This is a genomic window from Aminicella lysinilytica (assembly GCF_004362975.1).
GTDB classification, from domain to species: domain Bacteria; phylum Bacillota; class Clostridia; order Peptostreptococcales; family Anaerovoracaceae; genus Aminicella; species Aminicella lysinilytica.
The window spans coordinates 1-23228 of record NZ_SNXO01000010.1 but is presented as its reverse complement, the minus strand read 5'-3'; the positions used below and the strand labels follow the sequence as shown (position 1 = coordinate 23228).

Here is a 23228-nt window from a genome sequence, read left to right as displayed (position 1 = left end):
AGGTATAATAATAGACTGCCATGCAAATGTAATCAGATAGATAATAAGGAGTGATAAGAATGCCAAAACCAATACAAGTTGGTAGGAAAGAACGTATGTCTTTCGCCAAAATCAATGAAGTTGGAACTATGCCTAACCTCATAGACATTCAGACGAAGTCATATGACTGGTTTATTAAAGAAGGGCTCCAGGAGGTATTTGAGGACATATCACCTATTAAGGACTATGCCGGAAACCTCAGTCTGGAATTCATTGATTATTCTCTGAACGATCTTCCTAAGTATGAACAGGAGGAATGTAAGGAGAGGGATGTAACATACGCAGCTCCGTTAAAAGTAAAGGTCAGACTTGTCAATAGAGAGACAGGCGAGGTCAAGGAACAGGAAGTGTTCATGGGAGATTTCCCTTTGATGACTGAAAAGGGAACTTTCATCTATAATGGTGCTGAGAGAGTTATTGTCACACAGCTGGTACGTTCGCCGGGGCCATATTTTGATGTGGAAACGGATAAGTCCAACCAGAAACTTTACTCATCCCAGATCATTCCTAACAGAGGTGCCTGGATCGAGTATGAGACCGATTCCAACGGAATTATTTCCGTCAGAGTCGACAGAACCAGGAAGCAGCCTTTGACAACCTTGCTCAGAGCTTTGGGCATGGGTAGTAATGAAGAAATACTCAATACCTTCGGCGCAGACGAGAGGCTTATGAAAACCTTGGAAAAGGATGCCATAAACGACTATGAAAGCGGCCTGAAGGAAATATATAAGAAACTCAGACCTGGCGAGCCGCCTACAGTGGACAGCGCCAAGTCACTTTTGAATTCTCTTTTCTTTGATGCTAAGAGATACGACCTTGCTCGCGTTGGCAGATATAAATATAACAAAAAGCTCGGCCTGCATAACAGGCTGATCGATGTTGTAGCTGCTGAGGATGTAGTGGATCCTAACACAGGAGAGATCCTTGTGGAAAAGGGACAGAACATCGACAGAGATATGGGTATGACCATAGAAAATGCAGGCGTGGAATATGTAATGGGATACGGAAAGACTGATGATTCTATTGAAACCAAGATCATCGGAAGTCAGTTCGTAGATCTTTCCTGCTATGTAAATGTAGATACTAAGAAATTGAGAATAGAGGAGCAGGGCTATTACCCTGTACTTAAGGAGATCCTTGATCAGGACCTTTCTCAGGAAGACCTGGAGAAGGAACTTGTCAGAAGAAAGCATGATCTGTCACCTAAGCACATAATCATGTCTGACATCATCGCCTCCGTAAGTTACATTTTGAACCTCAATTATGGCATCGGCAACACCGATGACATAGACCACCTGGGCAACAGAAGACTCAGAACCGTGGGAGAACTGCTTCAGAACCAGTTCAGGATCGGTCTGGCTAGGATGGAGAGAGTAGTTAAAGAGAGAATGACCATTCAGGACATGGAAGCGACGACCCCGCAGGCTTTGATGAACATCAGACCTGTAACGGCCGCTATCAAGGAGTTCTTCGGAAGTTCCCAGCTGTCACAGTTCATGGATCAGAATAACCCTCTGGCAGAGCTGACTCATAAGAGAAGGCTGTCTGCCCTTGGACCTGGAGGTTTGTCCCGTGAGAGAGCCGGTTTCGAGGTCAGAGACATACATCAGTCTCACTATGGCAGGATGTGCCCTATAGAGACTCCTGAAGGACCTAACATCGGACTGATTGGTTCGCTTACTACATATGGAATAATCAACGAGTATGGATTCATCGAGACTCCGTACAGAGTTGTAGATAAAGAGTCGGGCATCGTAACTAAGGAAATCAGATACGTTGCCGCTGATGAAGAAGAGCTTATGATCATCGCACAGGCCAACGAGCCTTTGGATGAAGAAGGTCACTTCGTCAATGATAAGGTCGCAGCCAGAGGCGTAGGCGGCGAGATCGCCATGTTCCCTAAGGAGCAGGCAGATATGATGGACGTTTCTCCTAAGCAGGTAGTATCTGTAGCTACAGCTATGATACCTTTCCTGGAGAACGACGACGCCAACCGTGCGTTGATGGGTTCCAACATGCAGCGTCAGGCAGTACCACTTCTGGTAACAGAAGCGCCTATCGTAGGTACCGGTATAGAGTACAAGGCAGCCAGAGATTCCGGCGTCGTGATACTTGCTAAGCATACGGGTACTGTTGAGTCTGTCGATGCCGAGAACATCGCTATCAGAAGAGACGAAGATAACGGCCTTGACACATATAAACTTTTGAAATTTAAACGTTCCAACCAGGGAACATGCATCAACCAGAGGCCTATAGTAAGCCATGGCGAGCATATTGAAGAAGGAGAAGTCATCGCTGACGGACCTTCCACAGACCTGGGCGAGATCGCTCTGGGCAAGAATCTGCTCATAGGATTCATGACCTGGGAAGGATACAACTACGAGGATGCTATCGTCCTGAACGAGAAGCTCATCATGAACGATGTGCTGACATCACTGCACATTGTCGAATACGAGTCGGAAGCCAGAGATACCAAGCTGGGTCCTGAAGAAATCACGCGTGACATTCCTAATGTCGGCGATGAGGCACTTAAGGATCTTGATGAGGAAGGTATCGTTAGAGTCGGCGCTGAAGTCAGCTCCACAGACATCCTGGTAGGTAAAGTCACCCCTAAGGGAGAGAACGACCTTTCAGCTGAGGAGAGACTGCTGAGAGCCATCTTTGGTGAGAAAGCCAGAGAGGTAAGAGATACTTCCCTGAGAGTTCCTCATGGAGAGACCGGCATCGTTGTAGACGTGAAGGTGTTCACCCGTGAAAACGGAGATGAGCTGCCACCTGGCGTATCCAAACTGGTACGTACATATATCGCCACCAAGAGAAAGATCCAGGTTGGAGATAAGATGGCCGGACGTCACGGAAATAAGGGTGTAATTTCAAGGATATTGCCTGAGGAGGATATGCCGTTCATGGAGAACGGACAACCATTGCAGGTAATGTTGAATCCACTGGGCGTTCCTTCGCGAATGAACGTTGGACAGGTCCTGGAGGTACATCTTGGATTAGCTGCCAAAACGAAGGGCTGGTACATTGCTACGCCTGTATTCGATGGAGCTACAGAGAAAGACATCAGAGCTATGCTGGAAGAATGCGGATATTCCGAGACCGGCAAGCTGAAACTCAGAGACGGCAGAACAGGTGAGTATTTCGAGAAACCTGTAACCGTCGGATATATGTACATGCTTAAACTGCATCATCTGGTCGATGATAAGATCCATGCGAGAAGTACGGGACCGTACTCCCTGGTAACGCAGCAGCCGTTGGGCGGTAAAGCTCAGTTCGGCGGACAGCGTTTCGGAGAGATGGAAGTTTGGGCCCTGGAGGCCTATGGCGCAGCCTATACTTTGCAGGAGATCCTGACTGTGAAATCCGACGATATCGTTGGAAGAGTCAAGACCTATGAAGCAATCGTAAAGGGCGAGAACATACCTGAACCGGGCATACCGGAATCCTTCAAGGTACTTATCAAAGAGCTGCAGAGTCTGGCTTTGGATGTCAGGGTGCTGACGGACAATGACGAGGAAATGCAGTTGAAGGAAATGTCAGAGTATGACGAGCCAACGGGCATAGATAGCATCATCAAAATGAATTCGAGACATGAGACCGAAGAGGATCTCTTTGCTAACGGATTCAGTGAAGAAAAGAACAACGATGGCTCAGTAGTAGAAGATAAACCTGTAGAAGAAGAGTATTAAGGAAGGGGAGTTAATCTGTGGCTGAAAACACAAATAATAACGGAGATTTCGAACTGAACAATTTCGAATCATTACAGATCAAGCTGGCTTCAACCGATAAGATCCTTGAATGGTCTCACGGAGAGGTCACTAAGCCGGAAACTATCAATTACAGAACCCTGAAGCCTGAAAGGGACGGACTCTTCTGCGAAAGGATCTTCGGACCTATGAAGGACTGGGAGTGTCATTGCGGAAAGTATAAAAGGATCCGGTACAAGGGTATCGTCTGCGACCGTTGTGGCGTAGAGGTAACCAAGGCCAAAGTCAGAAGAGAGAGAATGGGACACATCAAACTTGCTGCCCCGGTTTCTCATATCTGGTATTTCAAGGGAATCCCATCGAGAATGGGACTGATTCTTGACATTACGCCGAGAAACCTTGAAAGAGTACTGTATTTCGCTTCATATATCGTTCTGGATGCAGGCGATCCTGATGAAACAGGCCTCGTGGAGAAGCAGATCCTGGGCGAGCAGGAATACAGGGAGAAGAAAGATCAGTTCGGAAATAAATTCAGAGCTGCTATGGGAGCTGAGGCTGTCAGAGAGCTGCTTGCGAAGATAGATCTGGATGCTTTGTCAACAGAACTGCGCGAAGCACTGAAGAATTCCACAGGACAGAAGAAGGTCAGAGTTATCAGAAGACTTGAAGTCGTTGAAGCTCTGAGACTTTCAGGGAACAGACCTGAGTGGATGGTACTGGAAGTAGTACCTGTAATACCACCGGATCTTCGCCCTATGGTCCAGTTAGATGGTGGCAGGTTCGCCACATCTGACCTGAATGATCTTTACAGAAGAGTAATAAACAGAAACAACAGATTGAAGAGACTCCTTGAACTGGGAGCTCCTGATATCATCGTAAGAAATGAGAAGAGAATGCTGCAGGAAGCAGTTGACTCTCTTATAGATAACGGCAGACGCGGCAGACCTGTTACAGGTCCTGGCGGAAGAGCTCTGAAATCCCTTTCGGATATGCTGAAAGGTAAACAGGGCAGATTCAGACAGAACCTGCTGGGCAAGCGTGTCGACTATTCAGGCCGTTCGGTTATCGTCGTAGGACCTGAACTCAAGTTCTATCAGTGTGGTCTTCCTAAGAAGATGGCGCTGGAATTGTTCAAGCCTTTCATTATGAAAGAGCTTGTTGAGAAGGGCTACGCTCATAACATCAAGAACGCCAAGCGTATGGTCGAGAAGGTAAAGCCGGAAGTATGGGACGTACTGGAGGATGTTATCAAAGAGCATCCTGTAATGCTGAACCGTGCCCCGACCCTTCATAGGCTGGGAATACAGGCATTCGAGCCGGTACTGGTGGAAGGCAAGGCTATCAAGCTGCATCCACTGGCATGTACCGCCTTCAACGCCGACTTCGACGGAGACCAGATGGCTGTCCATGTGCCACTTTCAGTAGAGGCGCAGGCAGAGGCAAGATTCCTCATGCTGTCAGTAAACAACATTCTGGCACCTAAGGATGGATCGCCTATTACTACGCCTACACAGGATATGATCCTGGGAGCGTACTACCTGACTTATCCTGGCACCTGCAAGAAGGTTACAGAAGAAGATGGCAAAGAAAAAGTCGCTTACGCTATGGACGAGTTCAACGATAGAACGATCGCCAAGGCTAATAAAGAAGCAGGCTTTGAGAGAGTCCCTGAAAAGGGAGACGGCAAAGTCTTCACAGATATGGACGAGATGATCATGGCCTATCAGAACGGAGTTGTTAAGACTCACGCCAAGGTCAAGGTCAGAAGGTATCTGGACGAAAACGACACCCGCGGCAAGCTGGTAGAGTCTACCGTCGGCAGATTCATTTACAACCAGGGAATACCACAGGACATCGGTTTTGTTGACAGAAACAATGATAAATACAGACTGGAAATAGATTTCCTTTGCGGCAAAAAGAAACTTGGAGAGATCATAGACAAATGCTACAGGGCTCATGAAAACACAGGCACTGTTATCATGCTGGACTATATTAAATCCATGGGATACAAATATTCCACCAAGGCTGCTGTTTCCATCGGTATCGATGACATGAAGATCCCTGATAACAAATGGGAGATCGTAGATGCAGCTCAGGCTGAGATCGATAAATATGAACAGGCATACAGAGTCGGACTCATTTCTAATGAAGAGAGATTCGATAAACTTGTAGAGGTTTGGAACAAAGCTACAGATGATGTCGCTGACGCTCTGATGGATTCACTGGAGCCGGACAACAACCTGAACATCATGGCTACTTCGGGAGCTAGAGGTAGTAAGAACCAGATCAGACAGATCGGCGGAATGCGTGGATTGATGGCTACTGCTACAGGTAAAACTGTAGAAATTCCTATCAAGGCCAACTTCCGTGAAGGACTATCCATATTGGAGTACTTCATTTCATCCAACGGCGCCAGAAAAGGTCTGGCAGACACCGCTCTGCGTACAGCAGACTCAGGTTATCTGACCAGAAGACTTGTAGACGTATCTCATAATGTTATCGTAAGAGATTATGATTGCGGAACTGGCGAAGGCGTTGAAGTATCAGCATTCACAGACGGCAAGGAAGTCCTTGAGCGTTTGGAGGAGCGTGTAGCCGGCAGAACAGCTGCTGAGGATGTGAAGAATCCTACTACAGGCGAACTGATAGTTGCCAAGAATGAAGAAATCACCGATGAACAGGCTCACGAGATCGAAGTCAGCGGTATCGAATCCGTTAAGATCAGATCAGTCATGACCTGCAGGAGCAGAAGCGGAATATGCGCTAAATGTTATGGCAGGAACCTGGCTACAGGTGAAGAGGTCAACATAGGAGAATCTGTTGGTATCACAGCTGCTCAGTCCATCGGAGAACCGGGCACACAGCTGACAATGAGAACATTCCATACAGGCGGTGTCGCAGGAAGCGATATCACTCACGGTCTTCCGAGAGTAGAGGAGCTGTTCGAGGCCAGAAAGCCTAAAGGACTTGCTGAAATCTGCGAGGAAGATGGAACGGTTCAGAAAATATCAGTCAGACCTGATAACAAGACGGAAGTCATAGTTCTCGGAGAAGACGGTGAGAAGGAATATATCGTACCTTACGGCGCGAGAATAGCAGTCAGAGAAGGCGAGGAAGTCAAGGCCGGAGGCAACATAACCAGTGGTCCTTTGAACCCTCATGATATATTCAGACTTAAAGGTGTTGAAGGCGTATACGATTACCTTCTTATGGAGGTACAGCGTGTATATAAGAATCAGGGTGTTGATATCAATGACAAGCATGTCGAGATCATCGTCAGCCAGATGCTTTCAAAATACAAGATCGAGGATCCGGGCGATACAGATCTGCTTCCGGGCGGAATGTACAGCGTAGCCGAGATCTCAGATGCCAATAAGGAAGCTGAGGAAAAGGATGGAGCTCCGGCTAACGGCAAACAGCTGTTGCTGGGAATCACCAAGGCCTCACTTGCAACGAACTCATTCTTGTCGGCAGCATCATTCCAGGAAACTACAAGAGTTCTGACAGATGCGGCTATCAAGGGTAAGACAGACAGGCTGCAGGGCCTGAAGGAGAATGTAATAATCGGTAAGCTCATACCGGCTGGTACCGGAATGAAGAGATATAAGAATATCAAGATCGATTACGGTGAGAATGCAGATTATATGAATTCCTTCGATAAAAAGCCTGAGAATACAGAGCATGTCAAGTTCGATTCAAACAAACCGGAATCCCGTTACGAAGATTTCGAAATAGATGAAAAGTTTTCTGATGAAGATAGAGACCATAAGGAGGATACTCCCGATGTTGGTACAGAATCAGAGCTCGTAGAGCTGGATTGATAGCTGAAAAAATCAGTTGCAATACCGGTTGTGATATGATAAACTTAAGTTTGGTTTCAGCAATTCTGACCCTGAGAAATATACAGGGTCAGTTTGGCTGTCACAATAAATTTCATGAAGAAAGGAGAAAATAATGCCTACTATTAATCAGTTAGTACGCGAAGGCAGAACAAGCTCAGTGAAGAAGTCTAATGCACCTGCTCTGGGAAAGGGTATGAACTCACTCAGACGCGCGTCAACAGACAACAATTCACCGCAGAAGAGAGGCGTATGCACTTCTGTTAAAACTGTTACACCTAAGAAGCCTAATTCAGCTCTTAGAAAAGTTGCCAGAGTACGTTTGACTAACGGTATCGAAGTTACAGCATATATCCCTGGAATTGGTCACAACCTTCAGGAGCATAGTGTTGTCCTCATCAGAGGCGGAAGAGTCAAAGACCTTCCAGGCGTAAGATATCATATTGTCAGAGGAACTCTTGATACTGCCGGAGTAGCAGAAAGAGGCCAGGCTCGTTCCAAGTACGGAGCTAAGAGACCTAAGAAAAAATAGTTAAAACATTATTCGAGTAATCGGGAAACGAAGTTGCCCTTGATATATATGATATATTGAGCGCGCACGGCATCTCAGAACAAGCAAATGACAGATGTCGAGTACCCCCGTGCAGACTGAACGACCACAACAATTGCCGGGCCGTGCAGAGTAATCCGTGTTTTGCCACGGGTGAAGAGAGAAGCGCAATTAAGACGTTAAAACGAAATTGCATTAATTTTACAATGGAAACCGCCATAGGTGAGAAAAACCATGAACATATTTAGTAAGTTCGCGCAGAGTAAACTTGTTACTAAGTTCGCGCAGAGTAAACTTGTTACTAAGTTCGCGCAGTTAATTTCACCTAGGGCAAGGAACGGCGAGGAGTGTGAAACGACGTGTACTTGCGTACACGAGTGAACACGACGAAGCCAGTGACAAAGCCATAGGTGAAATTAACAAGCGAGGGAGGAAGAGAAGTGCCAAGAAAAGGTAATACACCAAAACGTGAAGTACTTCCAGATCCAGTTTACGGCAGCATTGTCGTATCCAAGCTGATCAACAGCATCATGCTTGACGGTAAGAAGGGCACAGCCCAGAAGATCGTTTACAATGCATTCGATCAGATCAAGGAAACAACTGGTGAAGAACCATTGGAAGTATTTGAAAAGGCAATGAACAACATCATGCCTGTTTTAGAAGTAAAAGCAAGAAGGATCGGTGGTGCCAACTACCAGGTCCCTATCGAAGTAAGACCTGAGAGAAGACAGACACTCGGTTTGAGATGGTTGACTAAGTACACCAGACTCAGAGGCGAGAAGACAATGTCCGAGAGGCTTGCGAAAGAATTAATGGATGCAGCTAATAGTACTGGCGCATCAGTAAAGAAGAAGGAAGACACTCATAAGATGGCAGAGGCCAATAAGGCATTTGCACACTTCAGATGGTAGTCGACTTATTCAGTAGAGTAGAATGGAGGAACAATGGCTGGTAGAGAATTTCCGTTAGAGAAAACAAGAAACATCGGAATCATGGCCCACATAGACGCGGGCAAAACCACTACCACAGAACGTATCCTTTTCTATACCGGTAAAACCCATAAGATCGGAGAAACTCATGATGGAGCTTCCCAGATGGACTGGATGGAACAGGAACAGGAACGTGGTATAACTATTACCTCTGCTGCTACTACAGCTCAGTGGAAGGGTCACAGAATCAATATCATTGATACACCGGGACACGTTGACTTTACAGTTGAAGTAGAAAGATCACTTAGAGTTTTAGACGGTGCTGTAACTGTACTTTGCGCTAAAGGCGGAGTAGAGCCACAGTCAGAGACAGTCTGGAGACAGGCTGAAGGCTACGGAGTTCCTAGGATGATATTTGTCAACAAAATGGATATCATGGGAGCTAATTTTTACAGAGTTGTAGACATGGTAAAGGACAGGCTGAAGGCTAACGCTGTACCTGTTCAGTTGCCAATCGGTAAGGAAGAGGATTTCAAAGGAATCATCGACCTTATCACTATGAAAGCAGAGATATATGAAGACGAGCTGGGAACTGTAATCGATGAGGAATCGATTCCGGAGAACATGCTTGATGAAGCTAAGGAATGGAGAGAGAAGATGCTCGAATCAGTCGCAGAATGCGACGAGGATCTTATGATGAAGTTCCTGGAAGGCGAAGAAATCACAGAAAAGGAAATCAAGAGCACGATCAGAAAACAGACGATCGCCAATCAGATGGTTCCTGTAATGTGTGGTTCAGCTTATAAAAACAAGGGAGTGCAGATGCTTCTGGATGGTATCATCGATTACATGCCTGCACCTATCGACATCCCTGCCATCAAGGGTACTAACCCTGACACAGGCGAGGAAGAAGACAGGATAGCAAGCGACGACGAGCCGTTCGCAGCCCTGGCATTCAAGATCATGGCAGATCCTTTTGTTGGAAAGCTGGCATTCTTCAGAGTATACTCCGGAACCCTTGATTCAGGTTCCTACGTATATAATTCAACAAAGGGACAAAAAGGCAGGATCGGCAGGATCCTTCAGATGCACGCTAACAAAAGGCAGGAGATAACGACGGTTTATTCCGGAGACATCGCGGCCGCGGTAGGTCTGAAGAACACGACAACAGGTGATACTCTTTGTGACGAGAAACATGAGATTCTTCTTGAGTCCATGGAATTCCCGGATCCGGTAATCGAGATCGCCATCGAGCCTAAGACTAAAGCCGGTCAGGAAAAGATGGGCATTGCCCTTGCCAAACTGGCAGAGGAAGACCCTACATTTAAGACTTACACTAACGAAGATACCGGACAGACTATCATCGCCGGTATGGGAGAATTGCACCTGGAGATCATCGTAGACAGACTTCTCCGTGAATTCAAAGTGGAGGCTAATGTTGGTAAACCTCAGGTTTCATATAAGGAGACCATCACGACAACAGCTGATGTGGACCACAAGTATGCTAAGCAGTCAGGCGGCCACGGACAGTACGGTCATGTTAAGATCAAAGTATACCCGAGAGAGCCGGGCGAAGGATTCGAATTTGTTAATTCAATCGTCGGCGGAGCTATCCCTAAGGAATACATCAACCCTATCGAAGAGGGAATCAAAGAAGCTATGGAAACCGGTCCTGTTGCAGGATATCAGGTTGTCGATGTAGGCGTAGAGCTGTACGACGGTTCTTACCACGAAGTCGATTCATCTGAGATGGCATTCAAGGTTGCCGCATCTATGGCATTCAGAGAGGCAGCACAAAAGGCTAAGCCAGTACTGCTTGAGCCAGTCTTCAAGGTTGAGGTAACAGTTCCTGAGGAGTACATGGGAGACGTTATCGGAGACATTTCCGGAAGAAGAGGCAGGATCGAAGGATCAGACATGAACAATGGCGCAGTTGCTATCAGAGCAATGGTTCCACTTTCAGAAATGTTTGGTTACGCAACAGACCTGAGATCCAAGACTCAGGGACGTGGTATCTATGTAATGCAGTTCGACCACTTCGAGAAGTTGCCGGATAGCTTGATAGAGAAGATCAACAGCAAATAAAAGTAAAAATATTCCGCACAGATGCGGATACTCATAAGGAGGAAACTAAAATGGCAAAACAGAAATTTGAAAGAAACAAGCCGCATATCAACATCGGTACTATCGGCCATGTAGACCATGGTAAGACAACGCTGACAGCAGCGATCACAAAAGTACTGCATAACAGATATTCTCTGGGATCAGATGTTGAATTCGATCAGATCGATAAGGCACCAGAAGAGAAGGAAAGAGGAATCACAATTTCCACAGCTCACGTAGAGTATGAAACACCAAACAGACATTATGCTCACGTAGACTGCCCGGGCCATGCTGACTATGTAAAGAACATGATCACAGGAGCAGCTCAGATGGACGGAGCTATCCTGGTAGTAGCAGCAACAGATGGACCAATGCCACAGACAAGAGAGCACATCCTGCTTTCAAGACAGGTAGGAGTACCATACATCATCGTATTCCTGAACAAATGTGACATGGTAGACGATGACGAGCTTCTGGATCTGGTAGAGATGGAAGTAAGAGAACTTCTTTCAGAGTATGACTTCCCAGGCGATGACACACCTATCATCAGAGGATCAGCCCTCAAGGCACTGGAAGATCCATCAAGTGAGTGGGGAGACAGAATCGTAGAGCTTATGGAAGCAGTAGATTCATACATCCCAGAGCCACAGAGAGCAAACGACAAACCATTCCTGATGCCAGTAGAGGACGTATTCTCAATCACAGGACGTGGAACAGTAGCAACAGGAAGAGTTGAAAGAGGAATGCTGAAGGTCGGCGACGAAGTAGAGATCGTAGGACTTTCAGATGAGAAGAGAAAAGTCGTAGTAACAGGACTGGAGATGTTCAGAAAGATTCTGGACGATGCAGAGACAGGCGATAACATCGGAGCACTGCTGAGAGGCGTACAGAGAGATGAGATCGAAAGAGGACAGGTACTGGCAAAACCGGGAACTATCCATCCGCATACAAAGTTCAAGGGTCAGGTATACGTACTGAAGAAGGAAGAGGGCGGACGCCACACACCATTCTTCAACGGATACAGACCACAGTTCTACTTCAGAACAACAGATGTAACAGGAGATCTGCAGTTGCCAGAAGGTACAGAGATGTGCATGCCTGGAGATAACGTAGTAATGGAGATCGACCTGATCACACCAATCGCTATCGAAGAAGGACTGAGATTCGCCATCAGAGAAGGTGGAAGAACAGTAGGATCCGGAGTCGTAACAGAGATCATCGAGTAGTTCGACAAGAAGAACGACGAGACACTGGCATAGCCAGCATCCGATCGGCCGTCAAGGGCAGAGCGGACAATATGGAAACAAGTAGCAGGGCATCGCGCCCTGCTATTTTTATGGCCGCGGCTCCGAGCTGCGGCCGCTTATCGGATAAGGGACTTCGGCCACGAAACATCAGTGCGCCAGCCGTCCGGGACATTATCAGAAAATAATCTGGTGGAACTTGCTGTCGGGCAACTGGCCGTAAAGCACATCAGTCTTGAGACAGGGGACCATATAGCCGAAGTGCCCGACAGAAATCGGGAGAAAGGTAAGCATTCTGTCGGGCAATCAGCCGTAAAGCACCCCCTGTCAGAAGTGCAGTGCTTTAGCACGTGGCACTTTACGGCAACATCCATATAACCCAAGTGCCCGACAGAACCACGGCGCCGGGTCAATTACTGCCCCATTACGCGGATCAGTATTAGTTTCATGAATGATGCATATAACTCGGAATTTATGCATTTTAAAAAGCATAACAACTGCTAATTTGCGGAAGTTCAAGCGCCATAAACGAATAAAAATAAAATAAATTGTGAAAACATACAAATTTCTATTGACATTAACGTACTAAAGTAGTAAGATAGGCCTAAAATCTTTTCGGGGGCTGCAAAGCAGGTCCGGGGGGTTTTCGGAACTGCGAAACGGGCCCGACTTATTTTCTTGGAGGTACAACAATCAATGGAAATTTTTAATATATTTGTAGATGGCGGTTCAGGGACCACGGGGCTTACAATAAGCCAGTCTTTGAGCCGCTTAAATTATGTCGATCAGCTGACTATCAGCGCCGAGGATCATAAGAATATAGACAAGCGACTTGAGAAAATCCGACAAGCGGACCTGTCGATTTTGTGCCTGCCAGACGAGGCGGCGGAGGAAATCGCCGACCGTATCCCGAAAGATTGCAGAATCATAGACACCAGCACCGCCCACAGAACGGACCCCGCCTGGGTCTACGGAATGGCTGAGCTTGAGCCAGGCCAGCGTGAGAAAATCCGACGATCCAACAGAGTCGCAAACCCGGGCTGCCACGCCACCGGATTTATTCTTGCAGTCAGGCCTTTGATAGTGAACAAAATCATCCCTGCGGATTATCCGCTGGTTGCAACGTCTATCACCGGCTACAGCGGTGGCGGCAAGGCTATGATAAACAACTACGATGACGACGCGGCGCAGATAAACCGGCAGCTGAGGAGCCCGGCACACTATGCTTTAGGCCAGAATCACAAGCATCTGGCGGAGATGATGGCCATGACCGGCGTGACTCTGGCGCCGTCTTTCCAGCCCATCGTGGCAGACTATTACAGAGGAATGTATGTGACGATTCCGCTACAAGAAAAGTATATGGGGAAAAAGCTCGGTTTAAGGGAATTGACCGACTTGTACCGTTCATATTATGAAGGTTGTGCGGGCCGTGATAATCGCGCAGGCGATGGGAGCCACTCTGACCAAAACCTGATCAGCGTCAGGCTTGCCGCCGAGGACGAGAAATTCATATATAGCGACAAGCTGGCGGGATCGGATAAAGTTGAAATTATAATTTACGGAAACGACCAGCGGCCGGTCATAGGCGTACGTTTTGATAATCTGGGCAAAGGCGCCTGTGGGGCGGCTATCCAGAACATGAACATCATGCTGGGCTTCGGAGAAGCATAAGAAAATGATAATGCCGGGTGTCTGCTGAACAGTGACAGAGGCGCCGGCGCGGCAGAATAGAGCAAACAACAGGAGGCAGAAATGGAATATATAACAGGAGGTATTTGCGCCCCGCAGGGATTTAAGGGCAACGGCGTCCACTGCGGGTTTTATAAAGACGAAAACAAAAAAGATCTGGGGATCATAGTCAGCGAGAGGCTTTGTGCGGCGGCGGCAGTTTACACGACCAACAAGGTTTACGGGGCGCCGATCACCGTGAACCAAAAGCATCTGGCCGATGGCCATGCACAGGTGATCATCTGTAACAGCGGAATCGCGAATACATGCGCGCCTAATGGACCGGAGATAGCGGAGGACACATGCAGGCTGGCGGCCAGGGCATTAAGTAAGGCGGCAGGGAATCAAGCAGCCGGCGGAAGCGGGGCGGCTGACTACATTGTAGGTGCCAGTAACGTCAAGGCCCTGAGCATAACTCCGGAAAACGTGATCGTGGCCAGCACCGGCGTCATCGGCGAGGCGCTGACAATGAAGCCCTTTGAAAAGGGAATAGGCAGTCTTGTCTCGAACCTGGGGGACGCCGACGAGAACTCACAGGCCGTAGCCGGAGCCATAATGACAACGGACACAGTCTGCAAGGAAGTTGCAGTGAGCTTTCACATCGGAGGGAAGGAATGCAGACTCGGAGCCATCGCCAAGGGCAGCGGTATGATACACCCTAACATGGCAACCATGCTCAGCTTCATTACAGGCGATGTGGCCATAAGTCCGGAAATGCTGCAGAAGGCACTATCATATGATGTCGATGACACATACAATCAGATCTCCGTTGATGGAGATACATCCACCAACGACATGGCCGTAGTCATGGCCAACGGACTCGCCGGCAACAGAGAAATCACAGGCGAGGGTGCCGACTACGATAAGTTTTGTGAGGCGTTGCGGGCGGTCACGAAAACCATGGCCATGAAAATCGCCGGGGACGGCGAGGGGGCGTCTAAACTCATAATATGTAAGGTAAAAGGCGCAGACACTAAGGCAAATGCCAGACTAATCTCTAAGTCCGTCATCAGCTCCAACCTGACTAAGGCAGCCATCTTCGGCAAAGACGCCAACTGGGGCAGGATAATCTGCGCCGTAGGGTATACGCCGGGAGATTTCGATGTGTCGGACATAGACATCTGCCTGGGCTCGGAGGCTGGGCATATCCAGGTATGTAAGAAGTCGGCAATGGTCGAATTCAGTGAAGAAAAGGCCCTGGAGATTCTGGGAGCAGACGAAATAACCATCGACATCGACATGAATGACGGCGACCAGACAGCCGAGGCTTACGGTTGCGACCTGACCTATGAATACGTTACTATCAATGCCAGTTACAGATCATAGGAGGGCGTGATGACGAATACTTTGAACATGCAGAAAGCCATGGACAAGGCGGAGATCCTCATCGAGGCCCTGCCATACATACAGAAATTCAACAGGAAAATAATGGTGATCAAATACGGCGGCAGCGCCATGGAATCCAGAGAACTGCAGCAGAAAGTCATGCAGGACGTGGTGCTTTTGAAACTGGTGGGGTTCAAGCCCATCATCGTTCACGGCGGCGGTAAGGAGATCAGCAAATGGTCGAGAAAGGTCGGATTGAAGCCGAAATTTGTCGATGGCTTTCGGGTCACAGACAAAGAAACACTGGAAGTGGCGGAGATGGCTCTTTCTAAGGTCAATCAGGATCTGCTTTCTATGATATGCAAACTGGGGGTCAAGCCCATTGGCATGTGCGGCAAGGACGGCAACATGCTGCTGGCCAGCAGGAAAAAGCCAGGCGGCAAGGACATCGGCTTTGTCGGCGACGTGAAGCAGGTCAACACCAGAGTCATCAGCGACATGCTGAAGAACGATCTTTTGCCCGTGATTTTCCCCATAGGAATCGATGAGAAAGGCCAGAGCTACAACATAAATGCCGACGACGCAGCCACGGCCATTGCCGAAGCCATGGACGCCGAGAAACTGGCATTTTTGTCGGATATTGAGGGAGTATACGAGGATAAAGACGACCCGGATACTCTCATGGCCGAGCTTTACGCGGAGGACGCCAAGAAGCTCATCGCAGACGGACTCATCGACGGCGGCATGCTGCCGAAGCTGAAGAACTGCATAGAGGCCATCGACGCAGGCGTGTCACGAGTCCATATTATCGACGGGCGCATACCACATTGCCTGCTTCTGGAGTTTTTTACCAACCGCGGTGTCGGCACCGCGATATTAAACAGCAAGGAGAGTAAATATTACAATGATTGATTACAGGAATACAGATAGAGAAAAAATCGTCGGGACTTACAACAGGTTTGACAGGGTCATTGCCAGGGGCCACGGGGCTACGGCAACGGATGAGGACGGCGCCAGGCTCATAGATTTCACTTCTGGCATCGGCGTCAACAGCCTGGGTTACTGCGATCATCAGTGGGTGGCTGCGGTCACGGACCAGCTGAGCAAGGTCCAGCACACATCCAACCTTTATTATTCGAAGCCACAGATAGAACTGGCCGACATGCTTACAACAAAGGCAGACATGGCCAAGGTGTTTTTTGCCAACTCCGGCGCCGAGGCCAACGAGTGCGCCATCAAGGCCGCGCGCAAATGGGGAAATGACGCAACGGAAGGCAGGAAGCATGACATCATAACTCTCACTAACGGGTTTCACGGCCGCACCGTGGCTACCATCACGGCTACGGGCCAGGATCACTACCATGAGCATTTTGCGCCATTCCTGGGGGGATTCAAGTACTGCCAGCCGGGAGATCTGTCCGCTATGAAAGCGCTGGCAGACGACGACACCTGCGCCATCATGATGGAGATGATCCAGGGCGAGGGCGGAGTACTGGACATGGATCAGGCTTTTGTCAAGGGCTGTGCTGAGCTTTGCGCAGATCGCGACATGCTGTTCATTGTCGATGAAGTCCAGACGGGCATCGGCCGCACGGGGACCTTCTTCGCATACGAGCAGTACGGCATCGAGCCGGACATGGTCACCTTCGCCAAGGGCATCGGTGCGGGCCTGCCTGTGGGCGGGGTTTTGTTCAATGAGAAGACTGCCGGCATTCTCGGGCCCGGCGATCACGGTACGACTTTCGGCGGAAATCCTGTGGCGTGTGCCGGCGCAAAAGTTGTCCTGGCACGCATGACGCCGGAGTTCCTGGAGTCGGTCAGCGCAAAGGGCGACTATATACGTTCCAGGCTGGCGGCTATGGACGGGGTCACGGATATTTCCGGCCGTGGGCTCATGATAGGCTTCAAAATTTCCGGCCGGGATTCGGCCGATGTGGTCCAGGAGGCCCTGGGGAAAGGCCTCATGATGCTGACAGCCAAGGGCAGGATACGCTTGCTGCCACCACTGGTGATTACATACGATGAGATCGATGCCGGCCTGAAGATACTGGAGAATTGCATATAAAAGGTCTGAAAACCCCCAAAAAGTTGCGAACTAAGGGGGTTTTGTAGTATAATATTACAGTTACGCGAAAGGAAACCTATGAAGAGTATCATCAAAATAGAAAACTTGATATTTGAATATATGGGCGAGGAAGACCAGGAGCCGGTCAAAGCCATCAACAACATTTCTCTGGACATAGAAGAGGGAAGTTTCACGGCAATTATCGGACAGAACGGTTCCGGCAAATCGACCTTGGCCAAGAACCTGAACGGTCTGCTGCTGCCAAGCGGCGGCGCCATTTACGTCAACGGCTGGGATACCAAAGACGACGAGCATATCTGGGACGTTCGCCAGACTGCGGGTATGGTTTTTCAGAACCCTGACAACCAGCTGGTTTCATCTATAGTCGAGGATGATGTGGCCTTCGGGCCGGAGAATCTTGGCGTAGAACCTAAGCTTATCAGAAAGCGCGTAGATGAAGCCCTCGAATCGGTCAACATGGGCGAATACAAGCGGAAGGCACCACACCTTCTGTCCGGCGGACAGAAGCAGAGGATAGCCATTGCCGGAGTTGTAGCCATGAGGCCTAAGTGCATCATTTTCGATGAGCCGACAGCTATGCTTGATCCAAGAGGCCGCAACGACATTATGGACATAATCAAGGAACTCCACGAAGAAGGAATAACCGTAGTTCTGATCACTCACTTTATGGATGAGGCAGTCAGAGCAGAGCGGGTCATAATATTGAACAAAGGCACTGTACTTCTGGACGGCACGCCGGAGGAAGTTTTCAAGGAACACGAGCTGATCAGGTCCGTCAACCTGGATGTGCCTATGGCTGTTGAACTGGGCGCCAAACTCAGGAGCCGCGGGATCAAAGTCCCGGAAGAAGTAGTTACTATTGAGGAAATGGTTGAATTCGTATGTCAATACAAGTAAGAAACGTATCACATATATACAGCAAAGGTCTGCCGGATGAGCAGCTGGCTCTGGATAACATCAACTTCGACATTTACGATGGCGAGGTGGTGGGTATCATCGGTCACACAGGCTCCGGAAAGTCCACGCTCCTTCAGCACCTGAACGGTCTGCTGAAGCCCGATGAAGGTACTATCATAATCGGCGACGTGGACATAACCAAACCCGGCGTATCCATGCGCGATATACGCAGGAGGGTAGGCCTGGTTTTCCAGTACCCTGAATACCAGCTGTTTGAAGAGACCGTTGCCCTGGATGTGGCCTTCGGGCCGAAGAATCTGGGGCTCCGTCAGGACGAGGTGGACGACAGAGTCGAGGAAGCCCTGGAACTTGTAGGCCTGGATTACGAAGAGGTCAAAGACAGGTCGCCTTTTGATCTATCGGGAGGCCAGAAAAGGCGTGTAGCCATAGCGGGAGTCATAGCCATGAAACCCCAGGTCCTCATTCTTGACGAGCCGACAGCCGGCCTGGACCCGGGCGCCCACAAAGAAATAATGCAGATGATCCGTGAGATACACCGCACGGAAAACAATATAATAATTTTTGTTTCTCATAACATGGCCGACGTAGCCGAACTTTCCGACAAAGTCATGGTCATGGACAGGGGCAAAATGATCACTGTGGGGACTCCTGCCGAGGTGTTCACGCGGAGGAACAGGCTTGCAGCCATCGGTCTGGACGTGCCGCCTGTGACGGAAATGATGTACGAGTTGAAAGACCGCGGCGTCGAGGTCAGCACCAACGTGCTGAACCTGAAGGATGCCGAGGAAGAATTATACAGATATTTGCGAGGAAAGAAAGCTAAATGATCAGAGATATTACCCTGGGTCAGTATTACCCTGGGGATTCGCCTATTCACAGGCTGGATCCACGAATCAAAATAATAGCTACGGTGCTTTATATCGTCGAGCTGTTCATAGTGAACTCATTCATTGGCTTTGGCATCTGCGCAGGCGTTCTTTTCGTGACTGTAGCCATTTCCAAAGTGCCTATAAGTTACATCATGCGAGGCCTCAAGCCGATACTGCTGATACTGCTGTTCACATTTTTCCTGAATATCTTTATGGTAGATGGAAGGGTGCTTTGGAAGATAGGCTTTCTGAAAGTCACTGATAACGGTCTGTACACGGCTGTATTCATGAGTATCAGACTGCTGCTTCTCATAATCGGATCATCACTGCTGACCCTGGCAACCACGCCCATCAGCCTGACGGACGGCATAGAGAGGCTCCTGACGCCTCTGCAGAAAATCGGAGTGCCGACTCACGAGATCGCCATGATGATGTCCATTGCCCTGAGATTTATCCCGACCCTCCTGGAGGAAACGGACAAGATAATGAAAGCTCAGCAGGCCAGAGGAGCCGACTTCGAAAGCGGCAACATCTTCAAGCGGGCGAAATCCCTGATACCGATACTGGTACCGCTTTTCGTCAGCGCTTTCAGAATAGCCCAGGATCTGGCTATGGCCATGGAAGCCCGGTGCTATCGCGGCGGTAAAGGCCGGACCAGACTCCACGAAATGAAATTCAAAGCCAAGGACATCTGGGCGCTGATCGCCCTCAATGCCTTCCTGGTGTTTATCATATTGGAACGAATCTACATGACGAAGGTCGGAGGCTGATTTGAGGCAGAGAAAGATCAAGAATTTAGACGAGAAGTTAACAGCGCACAAAGATCAGATCGTGGCGGATCCTGCCGGTATGAAGGGCAGGTGGGCGGAGGTTTTGCCCAGCCGCGGACCATTATATACAGAGATCGGCTGCGGCAAAGGTCAGTTCGTCTGCGGCACGGCCGCCAGGCATGCCGACTGGAAGCTGATAGCCTTTGAAGGCCATAAAAGCGTAGCGCTGCACGCCCTGGAAAAAGCCCGGACGGCCGACTGCGACAATGTGCGTTTTGTACTACAATATGTAAAAAGCCTGGCCGATATATTCCAGCCCGGAGAGGTTGACGGTATGTTTCTGAACTTCAGCGATCCCTGGCCTAAGGCCCGCCACGAGAAACGGCGCCTGACCTGTGGGCCAAGGCTCAGAGAGTACGCCAGCGTGGTGAAAAAAGGCGGTTTGATAGAGTTTAAGACGGATAATGTCGGATTGTTCGAATATACCGTCGAACAGGTTCAGAACCTGGATTTATTCGAGATCACAGAGTTGAGCCGCGACCTTCACGGGGAGTTTCCGGCGGGTTCCTTCGTCACTACGGAGTATGAGGACAAGTTCGCCGGCGAAGGCAAAAAAATCAACTATATACAGATAAAAAACTTGTAATAGCGCCAGGTTAAGTCTATAATTAATGGTGTTAATTTTTAAAAATACACACGTAGAGGAGGCGTTAAGTATGTCGGATTTCATTATGGCTGCACAGAATGGAAGAGAGATCCCGAAAGAGGATGTCATATTTGGTATTAGCAGAAGAGCGAACGAGATGATCGCTGAAGTAGGCGATGAGAACGTTGTAAATGCTACTATAGGAGCTCTGCTGGATGACGACGGCGACTTAATGGTGCTCTCATCGGTAGACGATACATTTATGGGACTTGAGCCTGTGGAATATGCCCAGTATGCGCCGATAGGTGGTACGCCGGCTTTCCGGACAGCGGCTATCAAGGCAGCTCTCAGGAGTTATGTTCCTAAGGGACAGGTTCGCGCAGTGGCAACGCCGGGCGGCACCGGTTCCATCAGAAACACGGTTTCGAATTATTCATGCCCGGGAGATCAGATCCTGACGACGGACTGGTTCTGGGGCCCATATAAAACCATCGCTCAGGAGCTTGGAAGAACACTTGCTACTTTCAAACTCTTCGACGATAAGAGAAAATTCAACATTGAAGATTTCAGCAAGCGCGTCAAGGAGATCCTGGCAAATCAGGACAGGCTGGTGATAATCATAAACACGCCGGCTCAGAATCCTACAGGCTATTCTCTGACTGTGGAGGACTGGAAGGGAGTTTCCGGCTTCCTGGCAGATCTGCCGCCTGAGAAGAGGGTCGCACTCCTTGTTGATACAGCATATATCGACTTCGCCGGAGACGAGGATGAGTACAGGAAATTCCTGCCGATCCTTGAAACTCTGCCGGCTAATGTCCTTCCGATAATCGCATTCAGCATGTCTAAGACGTTCACTCTTTACGGCCTTCGCTGTGGAGCAATGATCTGTCTGGCACCGGATGAAGCGATCGCTGACGAGTTCGTCCGTGTCTGCGAGTTTTCCGCCCGCGGCACCTGGTCCAACAGCCCTAAGGCCGGTCAGAGCATAATTGCGAATATCTATGCTGATCCGGATCTTCTTCAGAGAGTATCTGATGAAAGAGCTGAGATCCGCAACATGCTCCTGGAGCGTGGTCATGCTTTCGAGGAAGAGGCCGCAAAGGTTGGCCTGACTATCCTCCCATATGATGCTGGATTTTTCGCATCTATCCCATGCGACGACCCGGCCGCGATCAGCGCCAAGCTGGAAAAGGAAGGAATCTTCCTGGTACCTCTGGCCAAAGGCCTCCGCGTATCAGTAGCTTCCATCTCCGCCGACAAATGCAGAATGCTGCCGGCCAAGATTAAAGCAGCAATGGAATAGCAGATAGTAATAAATGGCCGCTGCATGATGCGTGCCTGGCAATGAAATAAATGGCCGCTGTATGATGCGTGCCTGGCAATGAAATAAATGGCCGCTGGCCTTCCGGCCGGCGGCCCACATATAAAAACAGGACAGCGTAGCGAGCACGCCGATTGTAGGCTTGTGAACGGTGCCTTCCCAATAATAAAGACAAATAACTGTTAACTATAAGACAGTTCATATATGCGGGCGTAGTTTAGTGGCAAAACGTGGCCTTCCCAAGGCTAAGTTGTGAGTTCGATTCTCATCGCCCGCTCCAATATAATAGCACCCTTCAGGGTGCTATTATATTGGAATGAATGGTAAAGAATCGAACGGGGTGAGATTCTATCGCCTGTTTACCGCGGCTTGAGCCGCAATGGAAAACAGGATAGCAAAGAGAGGGCATCCCGGTCCCCCGCAAGAATCAGGTAAATTCCACAAGCAATGTGGCGCATCAAACCAAGTTGAAGGGCTTGTGTGCACGGATCCTTGGATTATTGAAGGCACTGTGGCGTTTCACCAAAATATAGGGGAGTCACACGCAAGAATCAGGTAAATTCCATAAGCAATGTGGCGTGCAGCCATTGGAAACACTGCCGTAGAGGCCTGTACTCGCCACAATGGATCAATTATTTGGTTGATTCTTGCACGGAACCTGTTCTGAAATCCGATATCCGCCACAGTGGTCCAATTATCGGGCCGGTTCTTGCGTTTCATTGATTTCAAAAATTGGATAATGCCACAGTGACTATAATTTCAGGGTAATTCTTGCGCGCTGCGTCCATAGAGATTGTCAAGTTCATATTTGAGTGTAAATTCACTTCAGTTAAAATGTATCACCTGTAGGGTATGGCTCCATCAGTGGTACGATCCGTGTGTCGCGCACCATATATTATTGATTTGGTCGTATACGTGCGCGCCCGCACTTATGCCCCCCTATTTCGAAAGGAAGGTGCATTTTGGCCGGCCCCAATTAGTTTTCCGCACTTATCTGTGATTCTCAGAGCATGGAGGTGCGCATATTGAAATTTCAACGATTGCCCTCGGATTGAGTCCGTATAATGGTGTAAAAGAGAGAATTGGAGAGATCAAAAAAATATAGAGCCAAATGCTCCACTTTCAAGTATAATTGAAATTGAAAATATAA

General features: G+C 48.8%; 15 protein-coding genes and 1 tRNA gene. All 16 read left to right on the top strand.

Annotated features, from left to right (window positions below; genetic code table 11):
- The first annotated feature begins 59 nt into the window (after positions 1-59).
- The 16 genes from rpoB (at position 60) to EV211_RS03780 (ending at position 22358) form a co-directional block, all read left to right on the top strand.
- The gene (rpoB, locus tag EV211_RS03855; protein ID WP_133528119.1) at positions 60-3731 is read left to right on the top strand and encodes a DNA-directed RNA polymerase subunit beta; all 3672 of its coding nucleotides are present in this window, start codon (positions 60-62) and stop codon (positions 3729-3731) included.
- Between the two features lie 17 nt (positions 3732-3748).
- Complete coding sequence (rpoC, locus tag EV211_RS03850; RefSeq protein WP_133528118.1) at positions 3749-7570, top strand: DNA-directed RNA polymerase subunit beta'; 3822 nt, start codon at positions 3749-3751, stop codon at positions 7568-7570.
- A gap of 133 nt (positions 7571-7703) precedes the next feature.
- On the top strand, positions 7704-8120 hold the full coding sequence (gene rpsL / locus EV211_RS03845; protein WP_133528117.1) for a 30S ribosomal protein S12: 417 nt from the start codon (positions 7704-7706) through the stop codon (positions 8118-8120).
- 458 nt (positions 8121-8578) lie between these two features.
- The gene (rpsG, locus tag EV211_RS03840) at positions 8579-9049 is read left to right on the top strand and encodes a 30S ribosomal protein S7 (protein WP_133528116.1); all 471 of its coding nucleotides are present in this window, start codon (positions 8579-8581) and stop codon (positions 9047-9049) included.
- A 33-nt stretch (positions 9050-9082) separates the two neighbouring features.
- Positions 9083-11152 carry an elongation factor G gene (gene fusA / locus EV211_RS03835; RefSeq protein WP_133528115.1) on the top strand — a complete coding sequence of 690 codons (2070 nt, stop codon included), beginning with the start codon at positions 9083-9085 and terminating at the stop codon, positions 11150-11152.
- 50 nt (positions 11153-11202) lie between these two features.
- A complete protein-coding gene (gene tuf / locus EV211_RS03830) occupies positions 11203-12396 on the top strand; it encodes an elongation factor Tu (RefSeq protein ID WP_133528114.1) in 1194 nt (397 codons plus the stop codon).
- Between the two features lie 714 nt (positions 12397-13110).
- Positions 13111-14085 (top strand): N-acetyl-gamma-glutamyl-phosphate reductase, encoded by a 975-nt coding sequence (gene argC / locus EV211_RS03825; RefSeq protein ID WP_133528113.1) that lies wholly within the window; start codon positions 13111-13113, stop codon positions 14083-14085.
- A gap of 81 nt (positions 14086-14166) precedes the next feature.
- A complete protein-coding gene (argJ, locus tag EV211_RS03820; RefSeq protein WP_133528112.1) occupies positions 14167-15468 on the top strand; it encodes a bifunctional ornithine acetyltransferase/N-acetylglutamate synthase in 1302 nt (433 codons plus the stop codon).
- A gap of 9 nt (positions 15469-15477) precedes the next feature.
- Positions 15478-16380 (top strand): acetylglutamate kinase, encoded by a 903-nt coding sequence (gene argB / locus EV211_RS03815; RefSeq protein ID WP_133528111.1) that lies wholly within the window; start codon positions 15478-15480, stop codon positions 16378-16380.
- Positions 16373-17533, top strand: a complete 1161-nt coding sequence (locus EV211_RS03810) for an aspartate aminotransferase family protein (RefSeq protein WP_133528110.1) — start codon at positions 16373-16375, stop codon at positions 17531-17533. The genes argB and EV211_RS03810 overlap by 8 nt, the downstream gene beginning before the upstream one ends.
- Positions 17534-17611: 78 nt before the next feature.
- A complete protein-coding gene (locus EV211_RS03805; protein WP_133528109.1) occupies positions 17612-18451 on the top strand; it encodes an energy-coupling factor transporter ATPase in 840 nt (279 codons plus the stop codon).
- Positions 18436-19299: an energy-coupling factor transporter ATPase gene (locus EV211_RS03800; protein ID WP_133528108.1), complete on the top strand. Its 864-nt coding sequence runs from the start codon at positions 18436-18438 to the stop codon at positions 19297-19299. The genes EV211_RS03805 and EV211_RS03800 overlap by 16 nt, the downstream gene beginning before the upstream one ends.
- Positions 19296-20111, top strand: coding sequence for an energy-coupling factor transporter transmembrane component T family protein (locus EV211_RS03795; RefSeq protein WP_133528107.1), 816 nt, complete (start codon positions 19296-19298; stop codon positions 20109-20111). Before EV211_RS03800 ends, EV211_RS03795 begins: the two co-directional genes overlap by 4 nt.
- Before the next feature lies 1 nt (position 20112).
- Positions 20113-20757: a tRNA (guanosine(46)-N7)-methyltransferase TrmB gene (trmB, locus tag EV211_RS03790; RefSeq protein ID WP_133528106.1), complete on the top strand. Its 645-nt coding sequence runs from the start codon at positions 20113-20115 to the stop codon at positions 20755-20757.
- Between the two features lie 70 nt (positions 20758-20827).
- Positions 20828-22060 (top strand): pyridoxal phosphate-dependent aminotransferase, encoded by a 1233-nt coding sequence (locus EV211_RS03785; RefSeq protein WP_166635363.1) that lies wholly within the window; start codon positions 20828-20830, stop codon positions 22058-22060.
- Positions 22061-22284: 224 nt separating this feature from the next.
- Positions 22285-22358, top strand: a tRNA-Gly gene (locus tag EV211_RS03780).
- Positions 22359-23228 lie beyond the last annotated feature (870 nt).